This is a genomic window from Arhodomonas aquaeolei DSM 8974, assembly GCF_000374645.1.
Lineage (GTDB): Bacteria > Pseudomonadota > Gammaproteobacteria > Nitrococcales > Nitrococcaceae > Arhodomonas > Arhodomonas aquaeolei.
Window position 1 is genome coordinate 282,558 of sequence record NZ_KB894800.1, and the last position, 25,725, is coordinate 308,282.

At 70.3% G+C, this 25,725-nt stretch carries 25 protein-coding genes and 1 other RNA gene; 15 read left to right on the top strand and 11 right to left on the bottom strand.

Annotated elements, in window-relative coordinates; all coding sequences use genetic code 11:
• Nucleotides 1–30 precede the first annotated feature (30 nt).
• The 4 genes from C516_RS0101180 to C516_RS0101195 are packed head-to-tail and all read right to left on the bottom strand — an operon-like array spanning nt 31 to nt 4,364.
• A complete protein-coding gene (locus tag C516_RS0101180; protein WP_018716520.1) occupies nt 31–1,251 on the bottom strand; it encodes a UbiH/UbiF/VisC/COQ6 family ubiquinone biosynthesis hydroxylase in 1,221 nt (406 codons plus the stop codon).
• Nucleotides 1,248–2,471, bottom strand: a complete 1,224-nt coding sequence (gene ubiH, locus C516_RS0101185) for a 2-octaprenyl-6-methoxyphenyl hydroxylase (RefSeq protein WP_018716521.1) — start codon at nt 2,469–2,471, stop codon at nt 1,248–1,250. The genes C516_RS0101180 and ubiH overlap by 4 nt, the downstream gene beginning before the upstream one ends.
• On the bottom strand, nt 2,468–3,772 hold the full coding sequence (pepP, locus tag C516_RS0101190) for a Xaa-Pro aminopeptidase (RefSeq protein ID WP_018716522.1): 1,305 nt from the start codon (nt 3,770–3,772) through the stop codon (nt 2,468–2,470). Before pepP ends, ubiH begins: the two co-directional genes overlap by 4 nt.
• 25 nt (nt 3,773–3,797) lie before the next feature.
• Complete coding sequence (locus tag C516_RS0101195) at nt 3,798–4,364, bottom strand: UPF0149 family protein (RefSeq protein WP_018716523.1); 567 nt, start codon at nt 4,362–4,364, stop codon at nt 3,798–3,800.
• 119 nt (nt 4,365–4,483) lie between these two features.
• Here C516_RS0101195 and C516_RS0101200 point away from each other — a divergent pair, with 119 nt between their 5' ends.
• The 5 genes from C516_RS0101200 to C516_RS0101215 all read left to right on the top strand — a co-directional run bounded on the left by C516_RS0101200 (nt 4,484) and on the right by C516_RS0101215 (nt 6,464).
• Entirely contained in the window at nt 4,484–4,699 is a 216-nt protein-coding gene (locus C516_RS0101200; protein WP_240466214.1) for a TIGR02449 family protein, read from the top strand.
• A 2-nt stretch (nt 4,700–4,701) separates the two neighbouring features.
• On the top strand, nt 4,702–5,031 hold the full coding sequence (locus C516_RS18145) for a cell division protein ZapA (RefSeq protein ID WP_018716525.1): 330 nt from the start codon (nt 4,702–4,704) through the stop codon (nt 5,029–5,031).
• 49 nt (nt 5,032–5,080) lie between these two features.
• Nucleotides 5,081–5,272, top strand: a non-coding RNA gene (gene ssrS / locus C516_RS20725) — 6S RNA.
• 56 nt (nt 5,273–5,328) lie between these two features.
• Nucleotides 5,329–5,928 carry a 5-formyltetrahydrofolate cyclo-ligase gene (locus tag C516_RS0101210; RefSeq protein WP_018716526.1) on the top strand — a complete coding sequence of 200 codons (600 nt, stop codon included), beginning with the start codon at nt 5,329–5,331 and terminating at the stop codon, nt 5,926–5,928.
• 59 nt (nt 5,929–5,987) lie between these two features.
• Nucleotides 5,988–6,464: an EVE domain-containing protein gene (locus tag C516_RS0101215; RefSeq protein ID WP_018716527.1), complete on the top strand. Its 477-nt coding sequence runs from the start codon at nt 5,988–5,990 to the stop codon at nt 6,462–6,464.
• A gap of 14 nt (nt 6,465–6,478) precedes the next feature.
• On the opposite strand, the gene argA is transcribed toward C516_RS0101215, so the two are convergent.
• The 3 genes from argA to C516_RS0101230 form a co-directional block, all read right to left on the bottom strand.
• A complete protein-coding gene (argA, locus tag C516_RS0101220; RefSeq protein WP_018716528.1) occupies nt 6,479–7,807 on the bottom strand; it encodes an amino-acid N-acetyltransferase in 1,329 nt (442 codons plus the stop codon).
• Nucleotides 7,804–8,964 carry an acetylornithine deacetylase gene (argE, locus tag C516_RS0101225; protein WP_040409078.1) on the bottom strand — a complete coding sequence of 387 codons (1,161 nt, stop codon included), beginning with the start codon at nt 8,962–8,964 and terminating at the stop codon, nt 7,804–7,806. The genes argA and argE overlap by 4 nt, the downstream gene beginning before the upstream one ends.
• 115 nt (nt 8,965–9,079) lie before the next feature.
• The gene (locus tag C516_RS0101230) at nt 9,080–9,739 is read right to left on the bottom strand and encodes a TIGR04211 family SH3 domain-containing protein (protein WP_156831086.1); all 660 of its coding nucleotides are present in this window, start codon (nt 9,737–9,739) and stop codon (nt 9,080–9,082) included.
• 274 nt (nt 9,740–10,013) lie between these two features.
• On the opposite strand from C516_RS0101230, the gene C516_RS0101235 reads away from it, so the two are divergent.
• From C516_RS0101235 to C516_RS0101250, 4 genes are all read left to right on the top strand, one after another.
• On the top strand, nt 10,014–11,099 hold the full coding sequence (locus C516_RS0101235) for a PLP-dependent cysteine synthase family protein (RefSeq protein ID WP_018716531.1): 1,086 nt from the start codon (nt 10,014–10,016) through the stop codon (nt 11,097–11,099).
• 137 nt (nt 11,100–11,236) lie between these two features.
• Nucleotides 11,237–12,445 (top strand): class I SAM-dependent rRNA methyltransferase, encoded by a 1,209-nt coding sequence (locus C516_RS0101240; RefSeq protein ID WP_018716532.1) that lies wholly within the window; start codon nt 11,237–11,239, stop codon nt 12,443–12,445.
• A gap of 13 nt (nt 12,446–12,458) precedes the next feature.
• Nucleotides 12,459–13,262 (top strand): prolipoprotein diacylglyceryl transferase, encoded by an 804-nt coding sequence (gene lgt, locus C516_RS18150; protein ID WP_018716533.1) that lies wholly within the window; start codon nt 12,459–12,461, stop codon nt 13,260–13,262.
• Nucleotides 13,259–14,053: a thymidylate synthase gene (locus C516_RS0101250; RefSeq protein WP_018716534.1), complete on the top strand. Its 795-nt coding sequence runs from the start codon at nt 13,259–13,261 to the stop codon at nt 14,051–14,053. The genes lgt and C516_RS0101250 overlap by 4 nt, the downstream gene beginning before the upstream one ends.
• Nucleotides 14,054–14,069: 16 nt before the next feature.
• Here the strand turns inward: C516_RS0101250 and C516_RS18155 are convergent, their stop codons facing one another.
• The 4 genes from C516_RS18155 to C516_RS18160 all read right to left on the bottom strand — a co-directional run bounded on the left by C516_RS18155 (nt 14,070) and on the right by C516_RS18160 (nt 19,890).
• Nucleotides 14,070–17,045, bottom strand: a complete 2,976-nt coding sequence (locus C516_RS18155; RefSeq protein ID WP_018716535.1) for an EAL domain-containing protein — start codon at nt 17,043–17,045, stop codon at nt 14,070–14,072.
• Between the two features lie 319 nt (nt 17,046–17,364).
• The gene (locus C516_RS0101260) at nt 17,365–17,958 is read right to left on the bottom strand and encodes an ANTAR domain-containing response regulator (RefSeq protein ID WP_018716536.1); all 594 of its coding nucleotides are present in this window, start codon (nt 17,956–17,958) and stop codon (nt 17,365–17,367) included.
• A gap of 160 nt (nt 17,959–18,118) precedes the next feature.
• A complete protein-coding gene (locus C516_RS0101265) occupies nt 18,119–19,276 on the bottom strand; it encodes a sensor histidine kinase (protein ID WP_018716537.1) in 1,158 nt (385 codons plus the stop codon).
• A 35-nt stretch (nt 19,277–19,311) separates the two neighbouring features.
• Entirely contained in the window at nt 19,312–19,890 is a 579-nt protein-coding gene (locus tag C516_RS18160) for a winged helix DNA-binding protein (RefSeq protein ID WP_018716538.1), read from the bottom strand.
• A gap of 209 nt (nt 19,891–20,099) precedes the next feature.
• Between C516_RS18160 and C516_RS0101275 the strand changes: the two genes are divergently transcribed.
• The 6 genes from C516_RS0101275 to C516_RS0101300 all read left to right on the top strand — a co-directional run bounded on the left by C516_RS0101275 (nt 20,100) and on the right by C516_RS0101300 (nt 25,725).
• Nucleotides 20,100–21,218 (top strand): LLM class flavin-dependent oxidoreductase, encoded by a 1,119-nt coding sequence (locus C516_RS0101275; protein ID WP_018716539.1) that lies wholly within the window; start codon nt 20,100–20,102, stop codon nt 21,216–21,218.
• Nucleotides 21,215–21,793: a flavin reductase family protein gene (locus tag C516_RS18165; RefSeq protein ID WP_018716540.1), complete on the top strand. Its 579-nt coding sequence runs from the start codon at nt 21,215–21,217 to the stop codon at nt 21,791–21,793. Before C516_RS0101275 ends, C516_RS18165 begins: the two co-directional genes overlap by 4 nt.
• Nucleotides 21,794–21,850: 57 nt before the next feature.
• Nucleotides 21,851–22,477: a malonic semialdehyde reductase gene (locus C516_RS0101285; protein ID WP_018716541.1), complete on the top strand. Its 627-nt coding sequence runs from the start codon at nt 21,851–21,853 to the stop codon at nt 22,475–22,477.
• A gap of 7 nt (nt 22,478–22,484) precedes the next feature.
• A complete protein-coding gene (locus C516_RS0101290) occupies nt 22,485–23,012 on the top strand; it encodes a dihydrofolate reductase (RefSeq protein WP_018716542.1) in 528 nt (175 codons plus the stop codon).
• Nucleotides 23,013–23,110: 98 nt separating this feature from the next.
• Complete coding sequence (locus C516_RS0101295; protein WP_018716543.1) at nt 23,111–24,106, top strand: hypothetical protein; 996 nt, start codon at nt 23,111–23,113, stop codon at nt 24,104–24,106.
• Between the two features lie 194 nt (nt 24,107–24,300).
• Nucleotides 24,301–25,725: an OmpP1/FadL family transporter gene (locus C516_RS0101300; protein ID WP_018716544.1), complete on the top strand. Its 1,425-nt coding sequence runs from the start codon at nt 24,301–24,303 to the stop codon at nt 25,723–25,725.

Sequence of the window (25,725 nt, forward strand, 5' to 3'; positions counted from 1 at the left end):
CGGATACCAGCGCACCGGGTCCGGTATGCCTCAGGCCGCGACCCCCGGGGTGCGCATCAGTGCCGGCAGCTCGCCGGCCAGGCCGGTGGCCGCCCGCATGAACGCCCGCCGCAGCGGCGGCACGCGGTCAGCGGTGCCGAAGCCGGCGCCGCGCAGACGCACGAGCAGCGGATCATGGCGGGTAAACGCGGCATGGAAGGCGTCCATGGCGAGCTGCATGGCGTGGTTGTCGCCACGCCGGGCCCGCTCGTAGCGGCGCAGCAGGCCGCGGCCACCGGGGTCGCGGCCGGCGGCCAGTGCCGTGACAACGCCCTCGGCAAGGGTCGCGGCGTCGCGGAATCCGAGGTTGGCGCCCTGCCCCGCCAGCGGATGGATGACGTGGGCGGCATCGCCGACCAGGGCGACGCGCTCGTCGATGTAGCGCTCCGCGTGCAGCCGGCGCAGGGGAAAACGCGCCCGCGGCCCGACGGACTCGATCCCGCCCACCAGTGACCCGCCCGCCTCGTCGAGCAGCGTCGTGAAGGCGGCATCCGATAGCCCGGCGGTCACCTCGGCCTCGTCGGCGGGCAGGGACCAGACGATGGAGCAGCGCCCGTCCGCCAGCGGCAGGAAGGCAAGCGGCCCGCCCTCCAGGAAGCGCTGCCGTGCGGCGTGTCCGTGGCGGGCGCCCGTCGTAACGTTGGCAACGACGGCCTCCTGGCCGTACGGCGCAACGCGGGCGTGGATACCCGCCCGGGTACGCACCGCCGAGCCCGCACCGTCGGCGCCGACCAGCAACCGGGTGCGCAGGCGCCGGCCGTCCTCGAGGCGCACGTCCAGGCCCTCCGCCTCCGGCGTCCACTCGGCGATCGCCCCGGGCGCCAGCCGGCTCACGCCCGCCTGCGGGGCCCGGGCGGCGAGCATGGCGCAGACCAGCTCGTTCTCCACGATGTGGCCCAGGTGCGCGAGACCGGCGTCGGCGGCCTCGAAGCGCACCCGCGCCTCGCTCGCGGCGTCCTCGGCGTGGATGGCCTCGAACCGCCCCGCCCGCTCGGCGAGGATCTCCGGCCACACCCCGAGCCCCGTAAGCAGCCGCTCGCTGGCGAGGTTCAGGGCAGAGACGCGCTGGCGCACCTCCCCGCCCTGCCAGGGCCGGGGCGGCTCACGGTCGAGCAGCGCCACCCGGGCGCCGCCGTCGGCGGCGGCCAGGGCCGTGGCGAGCCCGATCATGCCGCCGCCCTGCACCAGCAGGTCATACTCGTCGCGTCTCATCGGCCCTCCCACAGGGGCAGTCCGCGGGCCAGCCGCGGCTGACGGCCAGCCCGGCCCATGGCATGGGTGATCAGTGTGCGGCGCACCGCGGGCAACAGCTCCAGCGCGGCGAGCGCTGCACCGCGGGCGGCGGTGATCCCCGGCAGCCGGTTGGAGAATCCGCGCACCAGGACGTCGGTAAAGGAGGATGTGCGGCGCACATCGCCACGGCGGGCGACCGCATAGCCGGCGAGGATATCGTCCGCACCGCAGTCGCCACCGGCCGCGACCGCTGCGCCGGCCCGCTCCGCCAGCTCGGCTACATCACGCAGCGCGAGGTTGAAGCCCTGCCCGGCCACGGGGTGCAGGGTATGGGCGGCGTTGCCGAGCACCACGGTGCGTGCCCCCGTGACCTCGACGGCATCGATGGCACGCAGGGGGTAGCGCGCCCGGGCGCCGGCGGCGACCAGGCGCCCCAGCCGCCAGCCGAAGGCGCGCTGCAGCGCATCCAGAAAGGTCGCTTCATCCAGGGCGGCCATGGCCTCGGCGCGCTCGTGGGGCAGCGTCCATACCGCCGCGTAGCGCCCCTGCCCGGCCGGTAGCATCGCCAGCGGGCCTTCGGGCGTGAACCGTTCGAAGGCCCAGCCGCCGTCACCACGTTCGACGCCGACGTTGGCGATGACGGCGGTCTGGCCGTAATCGCGGTTGCGCCGGGGGACGCCGAGCTGCTCACACAGCGGCGAGGCGCTGCCGTCCGCCACCGCGAGCAGACGTGCACTCAGGGTGGTGTCACCGTCGGCGCCGCTCACGTCGACGTGTACGGTGTCCTCCCCGGCACTGACACCGGTTACCGTCGCCGGCGTGTAGCAGGTGGCCGACTTCTCCATGGCCGGCCGCAGCACCCGCCCCAGGACCCGGTTGGGTGCGACGTGGCCCAGCGCGTCCAGCCCCTCATCCCCGGCATACATCCGCGTTGCCGCGAAACGGCCGCGCTCGCTGACGTGGATGGCGCGGATCGGAGCGGCCTCGGCGGCGATATCCCGCCACAGGCCCAGGGCCTCGAAGAAGCGGCGACTGGACGGGGCGAGCGCGGTCTGGCGCTCGTCGAAGCTCGGCTGCATGGCGCTGCCGGGTGCCGCCGCCTCGATCACGGCCACCCGCAGTCCACTGCCGTGAAGGGCCGCGGCGAGGCTCGCCCCCACCAGGCCGCCGCCGGCGACGATGAGGTCGTAGTCGCTCATGCCGCCATCACCGCCTCGATATCGTCGATGGACTTGGCCACGTCGGCGGTCAGGATATCGGCACCGTCCGCGGTCACGGCGACGTCGTCCTCGATGCGCACACCGATGCCCTGGAAGCGCTCGTCCACGCCCTCGGCACCCGGCGGGATGTAGAGGCCGGGCTCGACGGTAAGCACCATCCCCGGCTCGAGCTGGCGCCACTGCCCGTCGATGCGGTAATCGCCGACGTCGTGGACGTCCAGCCCGAGCCAGTGACCGGTCCGGTGCATGAAGAAGCGTCGGTACTCGCCGGACTCGATGATCCCGTCGCGGTCGCCGTCGAGCAGCCCGAGCGAGAGCATGCCGTCGACGAGCACCCGTGTCGCGGCCTCATGGGGCCGGTTCCAGTGGTTGTCCGGATGGACCGCCTCAATAGCGGCCTGCTGGGCGGACAGCACCACCTCGTAGACCGCCCGCTGCTCGGCGCTGAAGCGCCCGTTGACCGGGTAGGTCCGGGTGATATCCGAGGCGTAGCACTCCAGCTCCGCACCCGCGTCCACCAGCAGCAGGTCGCCGTCACGCAGGCGCGCGTCGTTGCGGATGTAGTGGAGCACGCAGGCATTGGCGCCGCCGCCGACGATCGAGGGGTACGCGGGCCAGCCGTTGGCGCGGCGGAAGGCGGCGAGATACTCCGCCTCCATCTCGTACTCGTACATGCCCGGCCGGCAGGTCCGCATGGCATGCATGTGGGCGGCCGCCGAGACCTCGGCGGCACGGCGCATCTGGCGAATCTCCGCCGGGCTCTTGACCACGCGCTGCTCGTGGAGCAGATGTTCCAGGGCCACGAACTCGCCGGGACTGCGCGCGCCGCCGCGGGCCCGGGAGCGGACCTGGTTGATCCAGGCCAGGAGCTGGGCATCGAACTCCGCATCCGAGCCCAGCGTACAGTACACACGGCCACGGCCCTCAATGAGGCCCGGCAGGATCTCGTCGATGTCGTCGATGGGGAAGGCGTCGTCGGCGCCGTAGTCGCTCACCGCCCGGTCCTGGCCGACAATCTCGCCGTCCCAGACCTCGTGGGCCGGGTCACGCTCGCGGCAGAACAGCACGTACTCGCCCTGGGCACGGCCGGGGATGATCGCCGCCACCGCCTCCGGCTCCGGGAAGCCGGTGAGATACCAGAAATCACTGTCCTGGCGGTAGGGGTGAAAGACGTCGCGATTGCGCCGGCGCTCCGGGGCGGCGGGCAGGATGGCGATCCCCCCCTCGCCCATCGCGGCCATCAGCTCCCGCCGGCGCCGCTCGAACTCGCTGGAATCCATTGAACCTCCGTGCCGTCGCCTGAATTCAGTGCAGCCGCCTGGCGTTCTCGTTCTGACGCGCCTGGGCGGTGAGATGCTCCTGGACGAGGAGCGCGCCCATGCGAACGTACTCCGCGAGCTCGGTGTAGGCGGCCTCGCTGTCCTCGTCCGGCTCCGGGTCGTCGTCGATGCGCGCGATCTCGCCGAAATCGCGCAGGACCTCGTCCACCTCCCGGGGGCGCTGCCCGCCCTCGCCGACGCCGCCCATGCTCACGCCGAGCAGAAAACCCTCGCACCAGTGCCCGAGCGCGGCGGAACGCTCACCGATGGGGGCATCGTCGGCAGGCAGCAACGGGCGAAAGCGCAGCTCCTCGTCGGCCATGTCCTCGGCGGTATCGGTGAACAGCTCGGTGAGCACCTCCAGGCAGGCGCGGGCGGCCTCGCCGCGGGCATGGGCATGTTCAAGCACCTGCGCGATCCAGCGCGCACGATCCGGCTCGCCGGGGCCGCTGAGCATGCCGCAGAGCAGCCCGTGGGCCTCGGCGGCGGTGGTGTCGCTGTCCACCGCGGTGAGCGCCTCGTCGAGCTGATGGTACAGTTCGGTGTCAGGCATGGGTGCTACTCCAATGAATGCATGGCGCCACCGGGGACGACGCGCTCAGTCTACCACCCGCGTTGACCCTCCGGGTGGTCGCTTCTATAGTCGGGTCAGACTCCCCGGGAGGCTTGCAGGTGACTGATTCCCTTGCTGAACATATCCGCTTGCTGGAGCGGCGCGTCGACGACCTGCTGGCCCTGTGCGAGCGGCTGCGCGAGGAGAACCGTATCCTGCGGGACTCCCAGGAATCACTCAACGCCGACCGCGCCAGCCTCCTCGAGAAGAATGAACAGGCGCGCTCGAAGATTGAGGCGATGATCAGCCGTCTCAAGGCCATGGAGAATCACTGACCATGAGCGAGGAACCCGTCGCCGTCCGTATCCTCGAGCGCGAATACATGGTCTCCTGCTCCCCCGGCGAGCGCGAGAGCCTGCGCGAGGCCGCCGCCTTCCTGGATGCGCGCATGCGCGAGATCCGCGACGGCGGCCGCATCGTCGGCCAGGACCGGATCGCGGTCATGGCCGCGCTCAATATCGCCAGCGACTTCCTGGAGCAGGGCCGCCGCCTCAATGACCAGGACCTCGCCGCCCAGGCGATCCAGCGCCTGAGCAGCCGCATCGGCAGCGTCCTCGAGGACGATGCACCGGCCGCGACGCACGACGACCCGTCGTCGGCGGGCTGACCCCCGGCGCTGGACGCACGGCACCGATCTCCGGCACCATAATTATCGACATCCCCTGCGGTGTACGAGAGCAGGCAATACGTTTTCTTGAGCCGACACTTAGTCGCCTTGGGGACGCACGCGTAGCGGCACTGGTGTGCATGTCCGCCCCGGAGCGGAAAGCCTAAAGGGTCGCTCGTTGTCCCCACCTGAACCGAAGGGTTCAAGGGCGATGCCTGCACGGCACCAACGCGGGGGATGTCTCTCGTTTCATACGGGTCACGGCCATCGCCGCGGCCCATCCCACGGATCATGGCCATGACATCCCGGCAGGACCGGCGGGCGCTGCGGCGCCGGCTGCGCGAGCAACGGCGAGCCCTGGATCGGCGAAGCCAGCACCAGGCGGCACGGGCACTGGTCCGCCACCTCTTCCGCCACCGGCTCTGGCGCCAGGTACACACCCTCGCGGCCTTCTGCGCCGCCGACGGCGAGCCCGACCTGTGGCCGCTGATGCACGCCGCCCACCGCGCCGGACGCCGCGTCCATCTCCCCGTGATCGCCGCCCCCGCCGCCCCGATGGGCTTCCGCGAATGGCGGCCGGGCCGACGGCTCGCTCCCAACCGCCTGGGTATCCCGGAGCCCGTCACCGGCACCACGCGCCACCCGCGGCGGATGGATCTGGTGCTGACGCCGCTGGTGGGCTTCGACGCCGCCGGCAACCGACTCGGCATGGGCGGCGGGTTCTATGACCGGACCTTCGCCTTTCTCCACCGGCGCCGGCGCTGGCACCACCCGCGCCTGGTGGGCGTGGCCCACGACTTTCAGCAGGTCGACACCCTCGCCGCCGAGCCCTGGGACGTGCCACTGTGGGGCATACTCACCCCCTCGGGTCTGCGCCGCTTCCCGCTGGGGCAGTGATGGGCGCCTCGCGCCGCGGCCGTGAAAGGCACAACACAGACAACGCAGGAGACTCGCCCATGGCCTACTGGCTGATGAAGTCCGAGCCGGACGTCTACGGCATCGACGACCTCGCCGCGGAGCCCGACCAGACCGACCACTGGGACGGCGTGCGCAACTACCAGGTCCGCAACATGATGCGCGACCGCATGCAGCCCGGCGACCTGGCGTTCTTCTACCACTCCAACACCAAGGTCCCCGGCATCGCGGGCATCATGGAGATCGTCAGCACCGGCTATCCCGACCATACGGCCTGGGATCCGGAGTCGAACTACTACGACCCCAAGAGCGACCCGGACAACCCGCGCTGGTACATGGTCGACGTGCGCTTCCAGCGCCGCCTGGAGCGGCTGATCCCCTTATCCGAGCTCAAGGCGGAGCCCGCCCTCTCGGAGATGGCGCTGGTGAAGAAGGGCAACCGGCTGTCGGTCATGCCGGTCAGGGAGGCGGAGTGGACCGCGATCCTGGAGATGGAGCACGCGGACGGACGCGGTTGACCGGGGCGACTGCCTCAGGCCGGCCCCAGGGTCTTGAGATAGACGCGGGAGTTGCGCTGGAGGTTGTACAGCGAGCGGCGGCTGCCTGGCAGGTCCTCCGGGGCGACACGGTGGAAGCCGCGCTCCTCGAACCAGTGCGCGGTCCGCGTGGTGAGCACGAACACCGCCTCCAGCCCGCGGCTGCGCGCCTCGGCCTCCAGCCGCGCGAGCAGCCGGTCGCCGCGGCCGGTGCCGCGGTAGTCCGGGTGGACCGCCACGCAGGCGAGTTCCGCCATGGGCGCATCCGGCATCGGGTGGAGCGCGGCGCAGGCCACCACCGTGCCCTCGCGCTCCATCACTGTGAACTCGCCGATCTCCGTCTCCAGCCGTTCCCGGGAGCGGCGCACCAGCACCCCGGCACGCTCCATCGGCTCGATCAGCGCGAGGATGCCGGGCACGTCGTCCACCCCGGCGCGGCGGGTGCGCTCGAAAGACTGCGCGGTGATCAGCGTGCCCACACCGTCGCGGGTGAACAGCTCCATGAGCAGCGCACCGTCACGGTGACGGTCGAGCAGGTGCACCCGGCGCACGCCGCCATGGCAGACGTCGATGGCACCGCGCAGCAGCCGCGTCATCTCCTCCGGCAGCGCCTCGCCGTGCTCGCCGAGATACCCCCGTGTCTCGTCGGTGGTCATCTGCCGTACCAGCCCTCCTCGGACGTCGGTGACGTCCCGCCCCTCCAGCAGGTAGAGCAGCTTCTCGGCCCGCAGGGCCCGGGCCACCGCCAGGGCGACATCTTCGCTGTAGAGGTTGAAGACCTCGCCGGTGGGCGAGTAACCCAGCGGCGGCACCAGCACCACGGCGCCGTCGTCCAGCCGCTCACCGATGGCATCGGCGTCGATGCGCCGCACCTCGCCGGTGTGCTGGTAGTCCACGCCCTCGTGCACGCCGAAGGGGTGCGCCATGACGAAATTGCCCGACGCCGCGCGCACCCGCAGCCCCGCCATGGGCGAGTTCGCCAGCCCCATCGACAGCCGCGCCTCCAGCTCCAGACGCACCTCCCCGACGGCCTCGCGCACACACTCGAGCGCCGCCTCGTCGGTGACCCGGCGGCCGTGAACGTAGCGCATCTCCAGGTCCCGCTCGCGCAGCCGGCGCTCGATCTGCGGGCGCGCCCCCGGGACCAGCACGATGCGCACGCCGAGGCTGTTGAGCAGGGCGATATCGTGGATCAGCGGCGCCAGCGCATCGCCGTCGAAGGCCTCACCGCCGAAGGCGATCACGAAGGTCGCCCCCCGGTGCGCGTTGATGTAGGGCGCGCCCTGGCGGAACACGCTCACCAGCCGCTGCGGATCCTCGCTCATGCGGCGCCCTCCATGCAGAAGCGATGGATGAAGCGCTGCAGCAGCGTGACCGTGGGCGCCAGCCGGTCGAGGGCGATGAACTCGTCCGGCTGGTGCGCCTGGGCGATATCCCCGGGGCCGAGGATGATCACGTCCATGCCCAGGTCGCGCAGCCACGGCCCCTCGGTACCGAAGGCCACCGCACCCGGCTCCTCGCCGGTGAGCGCCCGGGCGGCGGCCACGATCCCGGCGGTCTCCGGCGTCTCCATCGGGGGCTGCCCGGGAAAGAGCGAGGACAGGGTGAGCTCGCCGGGCCGCTCGGCCATGACCCCCCGAAGCCGCGTTTCCACCTCGGCGCGCAGCGCCTCCGGGCTCATCCCCGGCAGCGGGCGCAGATCGTAGTGCAGTACCACCTCGCCGCAGATGCGGTTGGGGTTGTCACCACCATGAATGTGGCCGAGGTTGAGCGTCGGCACCGGCACGGCGAAGCGTTCGTCGCGGTAGCGCCGGCCGAGCTCGTCGCGCCAGGTCATGAGCTCGCCGATCACCCCGTGCATGGCCTCCAGCGCATTGATGCCCAGCGACGGATCGCTCGAATGCCCGGAGCGGCCGGTCACGCGCACCGCCTCCATCATCATGCCCTTGTGCACACGGATCGGATGCAGCCCGGTGGGCTCGCCGATGATCGCCTGGCGCCCGGCGACGGGGCCGCTGCCGGCGAGGGCCTTGGCCCCCTCCATACCGGACTCCTCGTCCGCGGTGGCCAGCAGCACCAGCGGTGCATCCAGCTGCCCCGCCTCCAGGGTGCGCACGGCCTCCAGCGCCAGCGCCAGGAAGGCCTTCATGTCGCTGGTGCCGAGGCCGTGGAGGCGGCCCTGACGCTCGCTGAGGGTGAAGGGGTCGCTGGCCCAGCGGTCGGCATCGAAGGGGACGGTGTCGGTGTGGCCCGCGAGCACCAGCCCGCCCTCACCGCGGCCCAGGGTCGCGACCAGGTTGGCCTTGCCCGGATCCCCCGGCAGACGGCGGATATCCACCGCGAAGCCGAGCGCCTCGCACCACTCGGCGAGGCACTCGATCACGGCGAGGTTGCCCTGGTCGAGGGCCGGGTCGACGCTGCTCACGGAAGGCAGCGCCACGAGCTCGGCGATCATCCGCCGCACATCGGGAATCCGGGACATGCCAGCCCCTCCAAACTCGGGTCAGTGATTCGAGACTGCGTGGATCCCGCGCCCGGAGCAAGCCCGGGGCGCGGCACAGGCAGGTCCTGGGGCGCCCCGACGCGATTCGGTCCGTCTAGAGGTCGCCCCAGCTCGATCGCCGTCGCCAGCGGATGCGGGTCACCAGGACCCCGATGATCATGCCGGCGAACAGCACCCCCGCCCCCACCAGGAACCAGTCCTGCTGCTTGCGGTCGGAGAGGCGCTCGGTCTCGTTGACCAGATCCTGGATACGGCGCTCCAGATCGATCTTCTTCTTGGTCAGCCGGTCGTTTTCCTCGGAGAGCTTGAGCCCCTCCTTGGCCTGCTCGAGCTTCTGCGCCATCTCCTCTCGGGTGCCGGAGAGGGCATCGACCTGCTCGTTGGCATCGGCGAGCTGCTGCTTGGTCGTCTCCAGCTGGGAGGACAGCTCGCTGTTGCGCTGCTCCAGCTCGTTGACCCGGTCCTCCATCGAGGCAAGCCGGTCCGCGGCGGGACGCTCGCTGCTGAGATACTGCGACGGCACCCAGCCCGAGCGCCCGTCCCGGGTGCGCACCTGGCTCCAGCCGTCACGGCTGTCCATCAGCGTGAGCACCTCGCCGGTGGGCAGCATGCTCTGGATGCGGTAACCGTTACCGGGTCCGCTGCGCAGGTTGATGCGGAACTCGTCGGTGACGTAACGGGTCGCCTGGGCGAGCGCCACGGTGGCAAACGCCATGAGCACGGCGGCGAGAATCACGCGGGCTGGCTGTCGCACGAACACACTCCTGTTGGCCGGGAAGGCCCCGGTAACGGGGCGCGATGGAACGCAATCCGCCTCGCGGCGCCCCCGCGCCACGGGCGGACGGTTACGTCACCCCCACCGATCTTCACCCGTGGATGAAGAATCAGTCCCCGAAAACGCCCGGATTGTAGCCCATGGCGGGGACCGGCAAAACCGAGCACCGCACGGGCCTTGGGTCGACCGCGGCGGCGGGGTACGATCAGGAGCCGGTATCGCCGCGTCACCGACCACCCGGCAGGAGGGGAACATGGACCCGCAGACGAGGACCACGGCCGGCCGCGGCCGTCTCTATGACAGTGCCGCCGACGCCGTTGGCGACACGCCGTGCATCCGCATCAACCGCCTCGCGCCCGGCCACGTGTCGATGTACGTGAAGGCGGAGTTCTTCAACCCCGCCTCCTCGGTGAAGGACCGCCTGGCACTGAACATCATCGAGGCGGCGGAGCGCCGCGGCGATCTCCAACCCGGCCAGACCGTGGTCGAGGCGACCAGCGGCAACACCGGGATCGGCCTGGCCATGGTCTGCGCCGCCCGCGGCTATCCGCTGGTGGTGACCATGGCGGAGAGCTTCTCGGTGGAACGGCGCAAGCTCATGCGCTTCCTCGGTGCGCGGGTGGTCCTCACCCCGCGGGAGCTCAAGGGCTACGGCATGTACGAGAAGGCCAGGGAGCTTGCCGACACCCACGGCTGGTTCCTCGCGCACCAGTTCGAGACCGAGGCCAACGCGGACATCCACGAGGCCACCACCGCCCGGGAGATCCTCGCGGACTTCGACGGCCAGCGCCTGGACTATATCGTCAGCGGCTACGGCACCGGCGGCACCATCACCGGCATCGGCCGCGCCATGCGCGCCAGCCGCCCGGACGTCCGGCTCGTGCTGAGCGAGCCGGACAATGCCCCGCTGGTGGGCAGCGGCGAGCCCCAGCCCCGCAATGAGCGCCACGAGCCCACCGCGGGCCACTCCGCCTTCCAGCCCCACCCCATCCAGGGCTGGACCCCGGACTTCATCCCGTGGGTGCTCCAGGAAGCCCTCGACAAGGGCTATGTCGACGAGCTCGTGCCGGTGAGTGGCGCGGAGAGCATCGAGTGGTCCCGCCGGCTGGCCCGGGAGGAGGGGCTGTTCACCGGTGTCTCCGGCGGGGCGACGTTCGCCGCCGCGCTGGCCGTCGCCGAACGGGCGCCGGCCGGCTCGGTGCTCCTCGCCATGCTCCCCGACACCGGCGAGCGCTACCTCTCGACGCCGCTGTTCGAGGGCATCGAGGCGTCGATGAACGACGAGGAACTCCAGCTGATGCGCTCCACGCCTGGCTACCGCATGCCGGAGCCGGACTGACACGGGGCTCCGTCCGGCAGGACGGCAGACCGCAGCCAACGGACCGGGGGACACCCGCGGTTCGCTCCGGGCGCGCGAGCAGGCACAATGGTGCGCCCCGCGGGCACGGCGCCCGCAGCCCAGCGACGACGGAACCAATGGACGACTTTCAGGACCTGTTTCTAAAGAAGGGTGAGGACCGCCGCCTGCGCGCGGGCCACCTGTGGGTGTTCAGCAACGAGGTGGATATCGCGCGCTCGCCGCTCGCCACCCTGACGCCGGGTGCGCCGGTGACCATCCGCGCCCAGGGCGGCCGGGTCATCGGCTCCGGCTACGCCAACCCCCACTCGCTGATCTGCGCACGGCTCGTCAGCCGCGGCCAGGTACGGGCGCTGGACGAGTCGATGCTCGTGCACCGGCTCAACGTGGCGCTGTCGCTGCGCGAACGGCTCTTCGAGCGGCCCTTCTACCGGCTCGTCCACGGCGAGGGCGACGGCCTGCCGGGCCTGGTGGTGGACCGCTTCGGCGACGTCGCCGTGGTACAGGTCAACACCGCCGGCATGGAGGCAGTGCGCGACGCCGTGGTCGCCGCGCTGCAGCGCGTGATCGCCCCGGCCCACATCCTGCTGCGCTGCGATGCCGCCATCCGCGAGCTGGAGGGGCTGGAGCGTTACGTGAGCTGGGCCGGCCCCCCCGGCCCGGAGACCCTCACCGTCGAGGAGAACGGGGTGACCTTCCAGGTGCCCGCGGCCTCCGGGCAGAAGACCGGCTGGTACTACGACCACCGAGCCAACCGCGCCGCGATTGCGCCGTGGGTGAAGGGCGCACGGGTGCTCGACCTGTTCAGCTACGCAGGGGGCTGGGGTATCCAGGCCGCGGCGGCGGGCGCGGCCGAGGTCCTCACGGTGGACGCCTCCCGGGATGCCTGCGAGGCGGCAGCAGGCAACGCCGAGGCGAACGGTCTCGACGACCGCGTCTCCGTCGCCTGCGGCGACGTCCTCGATGTGCTCCAGGCCCTGCGCGCCGACCGCGAGCGCTTCGACGTGGTGATCGCCGACCCGCCGGCCTACATCAAGCGGCGCCGGGACCGCCGCAACGGGCTCAAGGCCTACCGCCGCCTCAACCAGGCCGCGCTGCAGGTCCTCGAGCCGGACGGCCTGCTCGCCTCCGCCTCGTGCTCGGCCCACCTGGACGAGCAGGACTTCCTCGCCACCCTGCTCGGCAGTGCCCGCCACCTCGACCGCAGCCTGCAGGTGATCGGCTTCGGCCAGCAGGGTCCGGACCACCCCGTGCATCCGGCGATCCCGGAGACGCGCTACATCAAGGCGGTGTTCGCGCGCATGCTGCTCGCCGACACCACGCCGTGACGGACCACGCCCGATGCTGACGTATCCCCAGATCGATCCCATCGCGATACAGCTCGGCCCCGTCGCCGTGCACTGGTACGGGCTGATGTACGCGGTGAGCTTCCTCGCCGGCTGGTGGCTGGCGCGCCGCCGCGCCCGCGCCCCCTGGCGGCCGCTGGAGCCCGTGCAGATGGACGACCTGATCGTCTACGTCGCCATCGGCGTGGTCGTGGGCGGGCGCCTGGGCTACATGCTCTTCTACGGCCTCGACCGGCTGGCGGCCGACCCGCTGAGCCTGTTCCGCATCTGGGAGGGCGGCATGTCCTTCCACGGCGGGCTCATCGGCGTGCTCGTGACCGTGTGGCTGTTCGCCCGGCGCATCCGCCGCGGCTTCTTCGAGGTGATCGAGTTCGTCGCCCCGATCGTGCCCATCGGGCTCGGCGCCGGACGGCTCGGCAACTTCATCAACGGCGAGCTCTGGGGCGCACCCACCGACCTGCCCTGGGGCATGGTCTACCCGCCGCTCGGCCCGGTCGCCCGTCACCCCTCCCAGCTCTACGAGTTCGCCCTTGAGGGCGTGGTGCTGTTCGTCGTGCTATGGTGGTTTTCCCGGCGCCCGCGCCCCACGGGGGCGGTCGCCGGCCTGTTCCTCGCGTGCTACGGCACGTTCCGTTTCATCGTGGAGTTCGTGCGCCTGCCGGACCCGCAGCTCGGCTACCTCGCCTGGGGCTGGCTGACCATGGGCCAGGTCCTGTCCGCGCCGATGATCATCGGCGGCGCAGCGCTGCTGGCCTGGGCCTACGGCAGTAGCACGAACCGGCCCGCAGCGACATCATGAAACAGTACCTCGATCTCATGCGCCACGTGCGCGACAACGGCGTGCGCAAGGCCGACCGCACCGGCACCGGCACCGTCTCGGTGTTCGGCCACCAGATGCGCTTCGATCTCGCCGAGGGCTTCCCGGTCGTGACCACCAAGCGGCTGCACCTGCGCTCGATCATCCACGAGCTGCTGTGGTTCCTCGCCGGTGACGCCAATATCGCCTACCTCAAGGACAACGGCGTCTCCATCTGGGACGAATGGGCCGACGCCAACGGCGACCTCGGCCCCATCTACGGGGTCCAGTGGCGCTCCTGGCCGACCCCGGACGGCGGCCACATCGACCAGCTCGCCGACGTGCTCGAACAGATCCGGCACAACCCCGACTCCCGGCGCCACATCGTCAGCGCCTGGAACGTCGCCGACCTCGACCGCATGGGCCTGCCGCCGTGCCACGCCCTGTTCCAGTTCTACGTGGCCGAGGGTCGGCTGTCCTGCCAGCTCTACCAGCGCAGCGCCGACATCTTCCTTGGGGTGCCGTTCAACATCGCCTCCTACGCGCTGCTCACGCACATGGTCGCGCAGGTCACCGGCCTCGAGCCCGGCGAGTTCATCCACACCCTCGGTGATGCCCACCTCTACGTGAATCACCTGGAGCAGGCGGACCGGCAGCTCGCCCGCGACCCCCTGCCGCTGCCGAGGCTGGTGCTCAACCCGGCGGTCACCGACCTGTTCGCCTTCCGCTACGACGACATCCGCCTCGAAGGCTACCAGTCCCACCCCCACATCAAGGCCCCCGTGGCCGTGTAGGCAAACGGGCGGGGGCTCAACGGCCCCCGTCGCCGAGCGCCTCCAGGGACACCCCGGCGCCGTTGCCGGCGAGGAATTCGCGGAACGCGGCCGCCTCCATGGGCCGGGCGAAGTAGAATCCCTGCACGGTCTGGCAGCCGCTCTCGCGCAGGAACGCCACCTGCTCGGCGGTCTCCGCGCCCTCGCCCACCACCTCGAGCTCGAAACGGTCACCGACGGCGATGATCGCCTCCACCAGGCTGGCGTCGGCGGGCTCGGACGGGGCCTTCTGGACGAACTCGCGATCGACCTTGACCACGGTCACGGGCAGCCGCCGCAGGTAGCTGAGCGCGGAGAAGCCGGTACCGAAGTCGTCCAGGGCGAGGGCGACGCCGAGGTCCCGGAGCTCGCGCAGCGACGCACTGATGGCCTCGAAGTCGCTCATCAGCGAGGTCTCCACCACCTCGATCTCGAGGTCCGCGGGCACCAGGCCGGCCTCGGCGAGCTCGCGCCGGACCATCTCCACGAAACCGTCGGCCTCCAGCTGAACCGGCGCCACGTTGATGGCGATCCGGGGCAGATCGAACCCCTCGGCGCGCCAGTCCCGCAACGCGCGGCAGGCCATGCGTATCACCCATTCGCCGAGCTGGACGATCACACCGTTGGCCTCGAGCACCGGCATGAACCGCGCGGGGGAAACCTCGCCGAGCGACGGCGAACGCCATCGCAGCAGCACCTCCGCACCGCGGATACGCCCGTCGACGAGCGAGACCTGGGGCTGGAAGGCGAGACGGAATTCGTGCTTGCTGACCGCCCGGCGGAGTTCGTTCTCCAGGGTGAACTGGCTGCTCACGGACTCGTTCATCTGCGGGGCGAAGAACTCCTGTCCGCCCCCGCGGCGCTTGGCGCGGTACATCGCCGTGTCCGCGTGCTTGAGCAACGAGGTTACGGTGGTGCCGTCCTGGGGATAGACCGCGATGCCGATGCTGCCCATGGGATAGATCCCGCGGCCCTCCAGCAGGAACGGCTCGCTGATCACCCGCAGCAGCCGCTCGCCCAGGTGCGCCACCGCGTCACGGTTGGCCCCGGTGACGATCACCGCGAACTCGTCGCCCCCCATGCGGGCCACGGTGTCCGCGCCGCGGGTCTCGCGGCGCAGCCGCCGGGCCACGTGCTTGAGCACGCGGTCGCCGGCGGCGTGGCCCATGGTGTCGTTGATGCCCTTGAACTGGTCGAGGTCGAGATAGAGCAGCGCCAGCGGTGTGCCGCGCTCGTTGGCGTCCGTGAGGGCCACCTCGAGACGTTCGAGCAGGCTCGTGCGATTGGGCAACCCGGTGAGGGCGTCCTGGTAGGCCAGGCGCTGGAGCCGGCGCTCCATCTCCATGCGCCTGGATATGTCCCGCCCGGTGGACACGAAATGGGTGATCCCGCCGTCGCCGTCCCTCAGGGGGGTTATGAGCTTGGCCTCGTGGTACAGCGAGCCGTCCTTTCGGCGGTTGATGAACGACTCCCGGAATACCTCCCCGCGGCTCAGCGTATCCCAGAGCCGTTGGTAGAACTCCGGGTCATGGCGCCCGGACTTCAGCAGCCGCGGGGTGCGTCCGAGGACCTCGCGCTGGGTATAACCGGTCTCCCGCTCGAAGCTCGTGTTCACGAACTCGATCCGGCCCCTGCGGTCGGTGATCATCACGGCGTCGTGGGCCTGCTGCAGCGCCCGGCCGAGCTTGCGCAGCTCCGCCTCCGTGCGCGAGCGCTCCGAGAGATCGCGGTACACCGCAAGGACCAGGGACTCGTTCAGCCACTGGATACGGGTGAAGGAGACCTCCACCGGCACAGGCTCGTGGCCTGCGCACAGCAGGCTGCCGCTGACCAGGCGGCCGCGGGCCTGGCCCGCAGCGGCAAGAGCGGCCGCCACGCGCTGCCGCTCCGGTTCCGGATGAAACGAGGCCAGGTCGCGGTCCGTCAGCGGTGCCTCGTCACCGTACAGCTCGGCGAAGCGCTGGTTCCAGTCAATCACCCGGCCGTCCGCATCGGCGATCAGCATGCCGTCCGCGGCATTGTCCATGAGCGCCCGGAACTTGCCCTCCTGGGCGCGCAGCATCGCCTCGCGCTCGCGCCGTTCGGAGATGTCCTGGATCACGCCCACGATCCGCCGCGCCCGGCCCGCGGCATCGCGCTCGACCCGCCCGGACGCGCTCAGCCAGGCGCCGGGCCGGGCGCTCACGCGGAACTCGACGTACAGCCCCTGGCCGTCGCTCAGTGCGCGCGCGAGTGCCGCCTCCGCATCCGCGGCATCGCGGGGGTCGAGCAGGGCGAGCAGCGACGTCCGGTCATCGGGCATGCCGGCGTCCCCGCGGGCGAACAGGCTCGCTGCCGTCTCCGACCAGCGCACGCGGCCATCGTCCACGTCCCATTCCCATACCGCGAGCCGGGCCGCCTCCTGGGCCCGCTGAAGCCGCCGCCGGGCGGATTCGAGCGCGGCGCGATCCGACTCGAAATAGGCCTCCAGCACGAGGGTAATGTCGAGGAAGACGATCTTGTGCAGCGCGTCCAGCGCCTGCATGAACCACGGGATGTCCCCCGCCGCGGCGCTCCAGAGGCTCGGCAGGTGGGCACGCAGGTACTTCGCGTAGCCACCCATATACCAGGCCGGCGCCAACCCGACCCGGTGATGCACGCGGCCGACGCGCAGCCGCCGCATGACGAACGCGTCGTCGTGCGGCCCTGTGGCGAGCTCCCTGAAATGCTGGCGCTGGCGCTGCTTCAGCCCCTGGAGATGCTCGGGGTCGCGATCGAGGATATCGCGCATCTCCGGGAAACGACCGAGGTGATCGTAGAATTCGTCCAGAGCGTCGTCGATCGAGCCGCCGAGCTGCACGGCCAGCTCGGCGAGCAGGGCCGCATCACGGCCGGTGAACTCGAGGAACGCCTTGCGGCGCTCGAGCTCACCGTGGTCGAGGCCGAGACTCTGCGCCATGCGCGTCGCCGGCGCATCCTTGTCGGTCGATTCCATTTCCCCCTCGCATCCGGCAATGGGCATTACCGGCCCGCGGCAGCTGCCTGCTGACCCAATCGACGGCTCCGCGGGTTCGGGGCGGAAGGCATCACGCTGACGATACCGCAGTGGCACCGGGCGCAAACTCGTTTTTCCGGATTAAGGACGCGGCCGGTGTTTCACGGTGAGGGGCGAGGGCTTGGCCCCACTGACACCGATACCCCGTCCCCGGTAACCCTAAACACCCATCCGGCGCTTCGCCACCCCCGAAGCCCCTGTGCAAAGCAAAAAAATTGCCGGAAAGCGGCACGCTGACGCCCTGGGCGCGCCGAAACGATCAATTCCTGCACACACCGAGAAACAATTCGCTGGCCTCGATGTACTCCTCCGCCACCTCCTCGAGGCGGCGCCGCTGGTCCCGTGCATGACCGCGCAGCCGGTTGAAGGCCTCGCTTCGGCCGATGCCGGCACGCTCCATGACCAGCCCCACCGCGACGCTGACGCTACGGCTGCCCTGCACCGCCCGTTCGAGCTGGTCACGGTGCTCTCGGAGCTGATGGAGCTCGCGGCCTCGTGCCATGGCGGCGTTGAGCACGGGCACGAGCTGGTTGCTCTGCAGGGGTTTCACGAGGTAGGTCAGGGCCCCGTAGCGGATGGCCTCGCTGACCGTCTCCGGATCCTCGTAGGCGGACAGGAATATGAAGGGCAGTGCGGTGTGCTCGGCCAGCCAGCCCGCGAGGCTGAGCCCGGACATGCCCGGCATCCGCACGTCAATGACGGCAAGGTCCACCTCGTTATCGCCGAGGCAGTCGATGGCCTGGTGGCCGCTGTCCGCTTCGAGGACCGTCATCCCCGCCCGCCGCAATCCGTCGCCCAGGGTGGCGAGCACCAGCCGGTCATCGTCCACAAGCAGTACCCGGCCCTCGGCCATAGCTTCCCCCAAGCGTCTTTTGCGGATGAGCACGCGGCGGCGCGCGGCAAGGATGCCTTTTACACGGCCGGCGTGCCATTTACAACTGCCGGGCAGGATCCCGTCACGCCGTGACGAACCTCACAAAATCAGCGGTTTGCGCCGGCCACCCCACGCCGGATCAGCCGGGCACCCGCCGGGGCGGGCGTACCACGGGGTGCCTGAGCACCAGCCGGGCCGCGACCCGGCCGTCACCCGCCTGAAGCGAGAGTTCGGCACCGGGGCGTGGCAGGAGACGGTACGCGAGGCCGAGACCGACGCCGCCATTGCCGTCGCGCGGAAGGTCGGCACCGTCCGCCACGTCCGCGGCATTGTGCACGCAGACGCAGGCACCATCGGGCGCACCGGTGACTGTCACCGCCACCGCCGGTCCGGGGTCCCCGTCGCGGCGCCCGTGCTTGAACGCATTGATCACGAGCTCGTTGACGACCAGGGCGACGGGAATGGCCTCCCCGGGATCGAGCCCCACCGGGCTGACGACGTCCAGTGAGAGGTCGACCGCCCGGTGCTCGCCGGTGATCGCGACCACGCCCTCGCAGACGGCACGGACCAACTCGCAGAGCAGGCTCTCGCCACCGGGGGTACGCCCCTGCAGGCCGTGGGCGGTGGCGATGGCGTTGACCTGCCCCATCACGGCACGCAGGCGCGGTGCCAGGGCGGGCTCCGCCTCCACCTGGCCGGCGATGAGGCCAAGCAGTCCCTGGAGGTGGTTCTTGATCCGGTGATGGACCTCGCGGATCAGTGCCTCGCGCTGACGGCGCTCCTCACGCAGGCGCTCACGTTCGCGCTCGCGGCGCTCGCTCAGGTCGCGGAAGACCCCGACATACAGGCAGGGCCCGAAACGCCGGTCGACACGCCGCCCCGCCACCTCCACGGGTATGCGGGTACCATCGGCGTGGATCACCTCGTGCTCACGCAGGGAGAAGCCCGTGGAGCGCATGTCCGCAAACGCGGCGTCCAGGGCCGGTTTCTCATCCGGGGGATGGATATCGCGGACCGCCATTCGCCTGAGCCGGCCTCGGGGATGACCCAGCAGTATCGCGGCCTGTTCATTGACGTCGTGGATCGCCCCAGAGAGGTCGGCGACGACGATGGCGTCCGCCGCCTGCTGGACCAGGGCCCGATGGATCCCCGCGCGTATGCGGCGATGGCGGCCGCCGAGCACCGCCGCCGTCACCGCACCACCGGCCACCGCCCCGAACAGGATGCCGCCCCACAGCGCCGGCGTCGCACCGAGCGCGACGAACAGCGCCTCCCAGCCCCCCTCGACACCGGCCATACCCGTCCCCCCTTGTCCAGTCGGTGACTCGCCTCCTACAGCGACTCGTCATCCATCGGCGCGCGGTGACTGACCACGTAGACCGCCGCCTGATCATAGATGCCCTGGAGCTGGTTGAGCAGCCGGTGCGCCACCTCGTACTGCGCCTGCCAGTTCTCCTCATTGGGGATCATGCGGATCAGCATCTCACGGCGCAGCTGGGCGAAACGTTCCGTGACCTCGTAACCCTGGTCGGTGACGAAATAGGCCACGCCGCGACGTTTGCGCGAGGCCTGCTTGTCCACCAGCCCCGCGGACTTGAGCTTCTTGAGCGCGTACTGGATGTTGCTGATGTCGTCGCGGTTGAGCAGGCGGGCGATCTCCGCGACCGTCTTGGGACGCTCTTTCATGCGCACCACATGCAGCACGGCATTATCCGATCCGGATACCGGCCGGTGTGTCACGGCCGCCAGGCACTCGGACTGCCAGCGCTCGAAGGCGGCGGTCAGCCGCAGCATCGTGTGCTCGATCTCGGTGAGCGCCATCTCCTTTTCGTCACCCGCCAGGTGCCAGTGCCGGTCCAGGGTGAAATCATCCGCGGGCGCCTCTCCTTCCCGACCCTCGTGCTCCGACATCGCTCTCCTCTCTTCTCGGTGCAGGGACCAGTCCAAACGACAACAGGCCTGGCAGCTCAGCACAAGCCCGACGGCCGGCGGGGCATACTTGACGGGGAAAAAATTTACGTCTAAAAGAAAAGTCATCTTGTTTTACTAGTAAATTACTAGAAAAAAGCACGAAAACCTGCAGGCCCGTGAGGGAAGCACACCCGAGGAGGAGCACCACCATGACCGTCAGGACCGCGCCCGTTTTCAACGACAACCCCTTCAAGCTGGGGATCTTCTCACCCAACTGCTCCGGCGGCCTGGCCGTGACCAAGGTGCCGGAGCGCTGGAACAACTCCTGGGAGAATAACCTCAGGCTCGCGCAGATGGCCGACGAGGCGGGGCTGGAGTTCCTTCTGCCCATCGCCCGCTGGATCGGCTACGGCGGTGCCACCAACTTCCACGGTAGTGTCCTGGAGACCGTCACCTGGGCCGCGGGACTGCTGGCGCAGACGAAGAACATCAACGTCTTCTCCACGATCCACACCGCGTTCAATCACCCGGTGGTGGTCGCCAAGCAGCTCGCGACGATGGACAACATGAGCAACGGCCGCGCCGGGCTCAACGTGGTCTGCGGCTGGAACAAGCCGGAGTACGACGCCCTCGGCATGACCATGCCGGACGACCACGAGACCCGTTACCGCTTCGGTCAGGAGTGGTTCGATATCGTCCGCAAGCTGTGGACCGAGACCGGACCGTTCGACTGGGATGGCGAGTTCTACCAGCTCAGGGACACCTACAGCCTGCCGCTGCCGAAAACCGACAAGGTGCCGATCTTCAACGCCGCCGGTTCCCAGCAGGGCCGCGACTTCGCCGTGCGCAACGCCGACTACCTGTTCACCCCGGCCATCGACCTGGACAGGTCCAGGGAAGAGATCGCAACGATCAAGGAGCAGGCCGCCGGCGTCGGGCGCAACGTGGGGCTGTTCACCCTCTCCTACGTCGTCTGCCGGCCGACCAGAAAGGAGGCCGAGGAGTACCACCACTACTACTCCCAGGAGAACGCGGACTGGGAGGCCGTGGACAACATCATCAACCTGATGTTCGCCCACGCCGAATCCTTCCCCAAAGAGGTCATCCGGCTGCTGCGCGACCGCATGGCCGGGGGCCACGGCGGCTACCCGCTGGTCGGCGACCCGGACACCGTCGCCGACGGGATCCAGCGCCTCTACGAGACCGGCTTCGCGGGCACCACCCTGGCGTTCGTGGACTACGTCGAGGAGTTCCCCTACTTCCGCGACGAGGTCCTGCCCCGCCTGGAGGATCGCGGCCTGCGGCTGCCGGTGGCGGGCGCGGCATGACCGGGATGCACGACGCCCACACCGCCATGGCGGCGCTGTCGGCGGTGATCGCCGGCGAGACCTTCAGCCAGTTCGTCGACGGCGCCGAGTTCCGCAGCGGCATGCGCGGCATCGCGGCGCCCGTGGCGCTGGCGACGACCCGGGGGCCGGACGGCCCCGCAGGGCTGACGGTGTCCTCGTTCTGCTCGCTGAGCGTGGACCCGCCGCGGATACTGGTCTGCATCAACCGCGACAGCAGCGCCTATCCCGTCATCGCCGGCCGCCGGGTACTCGCGCTCAATGTCCTCGCCGCACATCACGAGACGCTCGCCATGCGCTTCGCCTCCGGCGACGCCTGCCGGGGAGAGGCGCGTTTCGCGGCGGGTCGCTGGGCGCCGCTGCGCACCGGCGCGCCGGTGCTCGAGGACGCCCTCGTCGGCTTCGACTGCCGGATCGTGCGTGTCCATGAGGAAGGCTCTCATGGCATTATCGTCGGCGACGTGGTCGCGACGACCGGCAGCGGCGCCACCTCGCCGCTGCTCTACCGCGACGGCCACTTCGTCACCAGCACGGCACCGGCGCGCCAGGGGCACTGACCGCTCCGCGCCCGCCGGCACGTCGACCACACCCACCCGAGAGGCGAGGAGAACGCCATGCAGCGAGAGCATGCGGCGCCCGCACACGCGACGGCAACACCGGCGCTCAACGACGCGGCCCTGGACCGGATCTTCCGTGAGGCACGGACCTACAACGGCTGGCTCGACCGGCCGGTCACCGACGAACAGCTCCGCGAGATGCATGCCCTCGCCACCATGGGACCGACCAGCTTCAACGGCTGCCCCATGCGGGTCGTGTTCGTGCGCTCGCCGGAGGCCAAGGAACGGCTCGCACCGGCGCTGATGAAGAGCAACGTCGACAAGACCCTGTCCGCCCCGGTCACCGCCATCGTCGCCCACGACCTGCGCTTCTGGGAGTGGCTGCCCTGGCTGAACCCGCACAAGGACGTCAGCGGCCTGTTCCGCGACAGCCCGGCCTTCGCCGAGACCACGGCGTTCCGCAACGGCAGCCTCCAGGGGGCATACCTGATCATCGCCGCACGGGCCCTCGGGCTCGACTGTGGGCCGATGTCCGGCTTCGATCCGGCAATGGTGGACGAGGCCTTCTTCGCCGGCACAAGTATCCGCACCAACTTCCTGTGCAACATCGGCTACGGCGACCCGGACACGGTGTATTCACGCAACCCGCGCCCGGCCTTCGACGAGGCCTGCCGCATCGAGTGAGGCAGGCGTGCCGCACGCCGCCGTCGACGGTACAATGGCCGGCATGAGCACGCCCCTGGTGACACTGATCGCGGCGATGACGCGTAACCGCGTGATCGGCGCGAATGGCTCGCTGCCCTGGCGGCTGCCCGCGGATATGCGCCATTTCGTGGCGTACACCCGGGGCAAACCGGTGGTCATGGGCCGGCGCAACTACGACGACATCGGCCGGCCACTGCCGAAGCGGCACAACATCGTGATGAGCCGCGACCCGTCCTTCGCGGCCCCGGGCTGTACGGTGGTCGATTCCGCCGAGTCCGCCCTGGCGGCGGCCGGCGACGTCCCCGAGGTCATGGTCATCGGCGGCGCCGAGATCTACGCGCTGTTCCTGCCCCGCGCCCGGCGCATCGAGCTCACCGTGATCGACGCCGAGCTCGACGGGGACACCCGCTTCCCGGCGCTGGACGCCGGCTGGCGGGTCGTCGATGAGCAGCACCGGGGGGCCGACGCCGACAACCCGTGGCCGCTGACCTTTCAGCGCCTGGAACGGGATTGATTGCAGTGCTCACGGTGCTTGCCTATGCTGGCGCGCGAACCGGTGCCACCCGGCGCCGTCCGGGACAGATCCAACCGAGACGTTTGAGGAACAGATCCATGGTGCGCTCCCTTCTGCTGGCCGCCCTCGTCGTCACCGTCCTGATGGCCGGCGGCTGCGCGAACACGGAATCCACCCGCCAGAAGCACACCGAGCCGGGGGCGCTGCCCAGCGACTACGATCCCCTGGACACGGAGGCGCACAAGTCCGACCTGGAGGACGGCGCCATTCCGTCCGTCGGCGAGCTGATCTTCGGCAAGGACGCGTCGTCCAGCGGCGCGGATACCCGCCGGCTGGAACAGGAGGTCGCCCGCCTGCGCGCCGACCTGCGCCAGGGCGGCGGCACGGCGGCACGGCGCGGCCAGGCCACTACCACCGAGGCGGGCCCCGGCGTGGCGCTGCTCTTCCCCAATGCCACGGACCTGGCGGCCACCCGCGCCTACACGGCGATGACCCGCGTTGCCGGCGAATACCCGCTGACCGCGGTCAGCCAGCAGCGCCTGCAGCAGGCCCTCGACGGGGTCGAGTGCTCGCTGGACACCCTCGCCGAGTGCGGACCGGCGGTGGCCGCCGCTTCCGGCGCCCGCATGGTGGCCATTATCGACGGCACCGAGGCCCGCGGCGGCCAGCTCCCCCTGACCGTGAGCCTGGTGGACCTGGATCTCGGCATCCGCTACCCGGCCTACCGGATCACCCTGCCGGCCACGGATGACGGAGCCGCCGAGCAGAGCCTCGCCGCCCTCGCGGACAGCGTCTACCTCCACGCCATCGAGCGCTTCCGCCTCGCGCCCCGCATCTTCCACGTGCGCAGCACCGGTGACGGGCGCTGGGTGATGGACCCTGCCGGGGCCCAGTTCGCCATCGGCAGCCGGCTAACCGTCCACGAGAGCGGCCGCGTGCTGCGCCAGGGCGGCGACCCGGTCGCGTGGATCCCCGGCGAGACGGTGGGCACGCTCACGGTCGAGGGCCGCACGGCCAACGGCCTGCTGCTGCTCGAGCGCGGCTCGGGCAGGGCCCCGCAGGCGGACGACTTCGTCCTTCCCCCCTCGGGCTGAAGCGGCCAACCCCCGCGGAACGCACCGGGCCTCGGCCCGGTGCGTTGTTTTACGGTGCCGCCCATACGCAAGCGTATTGACGCGGACGGACAGCCCGCCTATTTTCCCTGCAAAAGGGGGCATGATTGGCGTAACGGTCACGCGGCGTGCTCCCTGTGTCACGACAAGAAGTCCGCACACCAGGAGGAGAGCCCATGTCCGCCCGTTATCGAGGCACCAGCCGTCTGATCATCGCCACCTCGGCGCTCACGCTCGCCGGCGCGACGGCGACCGCCCAGGCCACCGGTTTCCAGATCCGCGAGCAGAGCGCCAAGGCCCTCGCCAACTCCCTGGCCAACGCCGCCGCCGGCGCGGAGGACGTCAGCTTCATGGCCTACAACCCGGCGGCACTAGGCAACATCGACGGCACCCAGGTCGCCGGCAGCCTGGCCTACATCGACGCCGAGTTCGACCTGGAGAACGGCCGGGCCTCGCCTTCCGCGGTCCAGCTCAACGGCCCCAGCGATGGACTTCCCTACGACGGCAGCAAGGGCAATAGCGGCGAGGCCGCCCTGGTCCCCGCCTTCGCCGTGAAGACCCAGCTCAACGACTCGCTGGACGCGGGCCTGGCCGTCTACTCGCCTTACGGTCTGTCCACCGACTACGACCACGACTGGATCGGGCGCTATCACGCCCTGGAGACGGACCTGAAGGTGGTCGACATCCAGCCGACCCTGAACGTCCGCGTCACCGACCGGCTCTCGCTCGCCGGCGGCCTGCGGGTGCAATACGCCGATGCCACCCTCTCCAACGCGTTGGACTTGGGCGGCCTGTGGAACCCGCTCCTCGCGGGGCAGCATGACGGCATCGCCGAGGTCACCGGCGACGACTGGGGCGTGGGCTACACGGTCGGCGCGCTGTTCCAGGTCACCGACCGCACCCGCGTGGGCGTGAGCTACCGCTCCGAGGTGGAGCTCACCCTGACGGGGGATGCGGAGTTCGGCGCCACGGACACCACGTCACAAAACATACTCGACGCCGCCCAGCAGTCCGGCCAATTCACCGACACCTCCGGCAAGGCCGACCTCACCACGCCGGCGAGCCTGAACCTGGGGGTCTACCACCAGGCCACCGACCGCCTGGCGCTGATGTTCAACGCCGAGTGGACGGAGTGGAGCAGCTTCGAGGAGCTGGTGGTGAAGTTCGGCGACAACACCCCGAACAGCGTGACCGAGGAGAACTGGGAGAATACCTGGGCGCTGTCCACGGGCGCGAGCTACGCACTCACCGGCCGCTGGACGCTGCGCGGCGGCATCGGCATGGACGAATCCCCGGTGCCGAACGCGCAGCACCGCACGCCGCGCGTGCCGGACGTGGACCGCCGCTGGCTGTCCGCCGGCGCGACGTTCTCGCCCACCGACCGGCTGTCGATCACCGGTGCGTGGATGCACATCTTCTTCGACGACGGCGACGTCGATCTGGAGAACGAGAGCCGCGGCAACCTGTCGGGCACCTACGAGGGCACGGCGAACCTCTTCAGGGCACGGCGAACCTCTTCGCCCTCTCCGCCGACTACCGCTTCTGATCCCCCGCCACGAAAAAAGGGCAGCCCCGCAGAAGCGGGGCGGCCCTTCTCATGA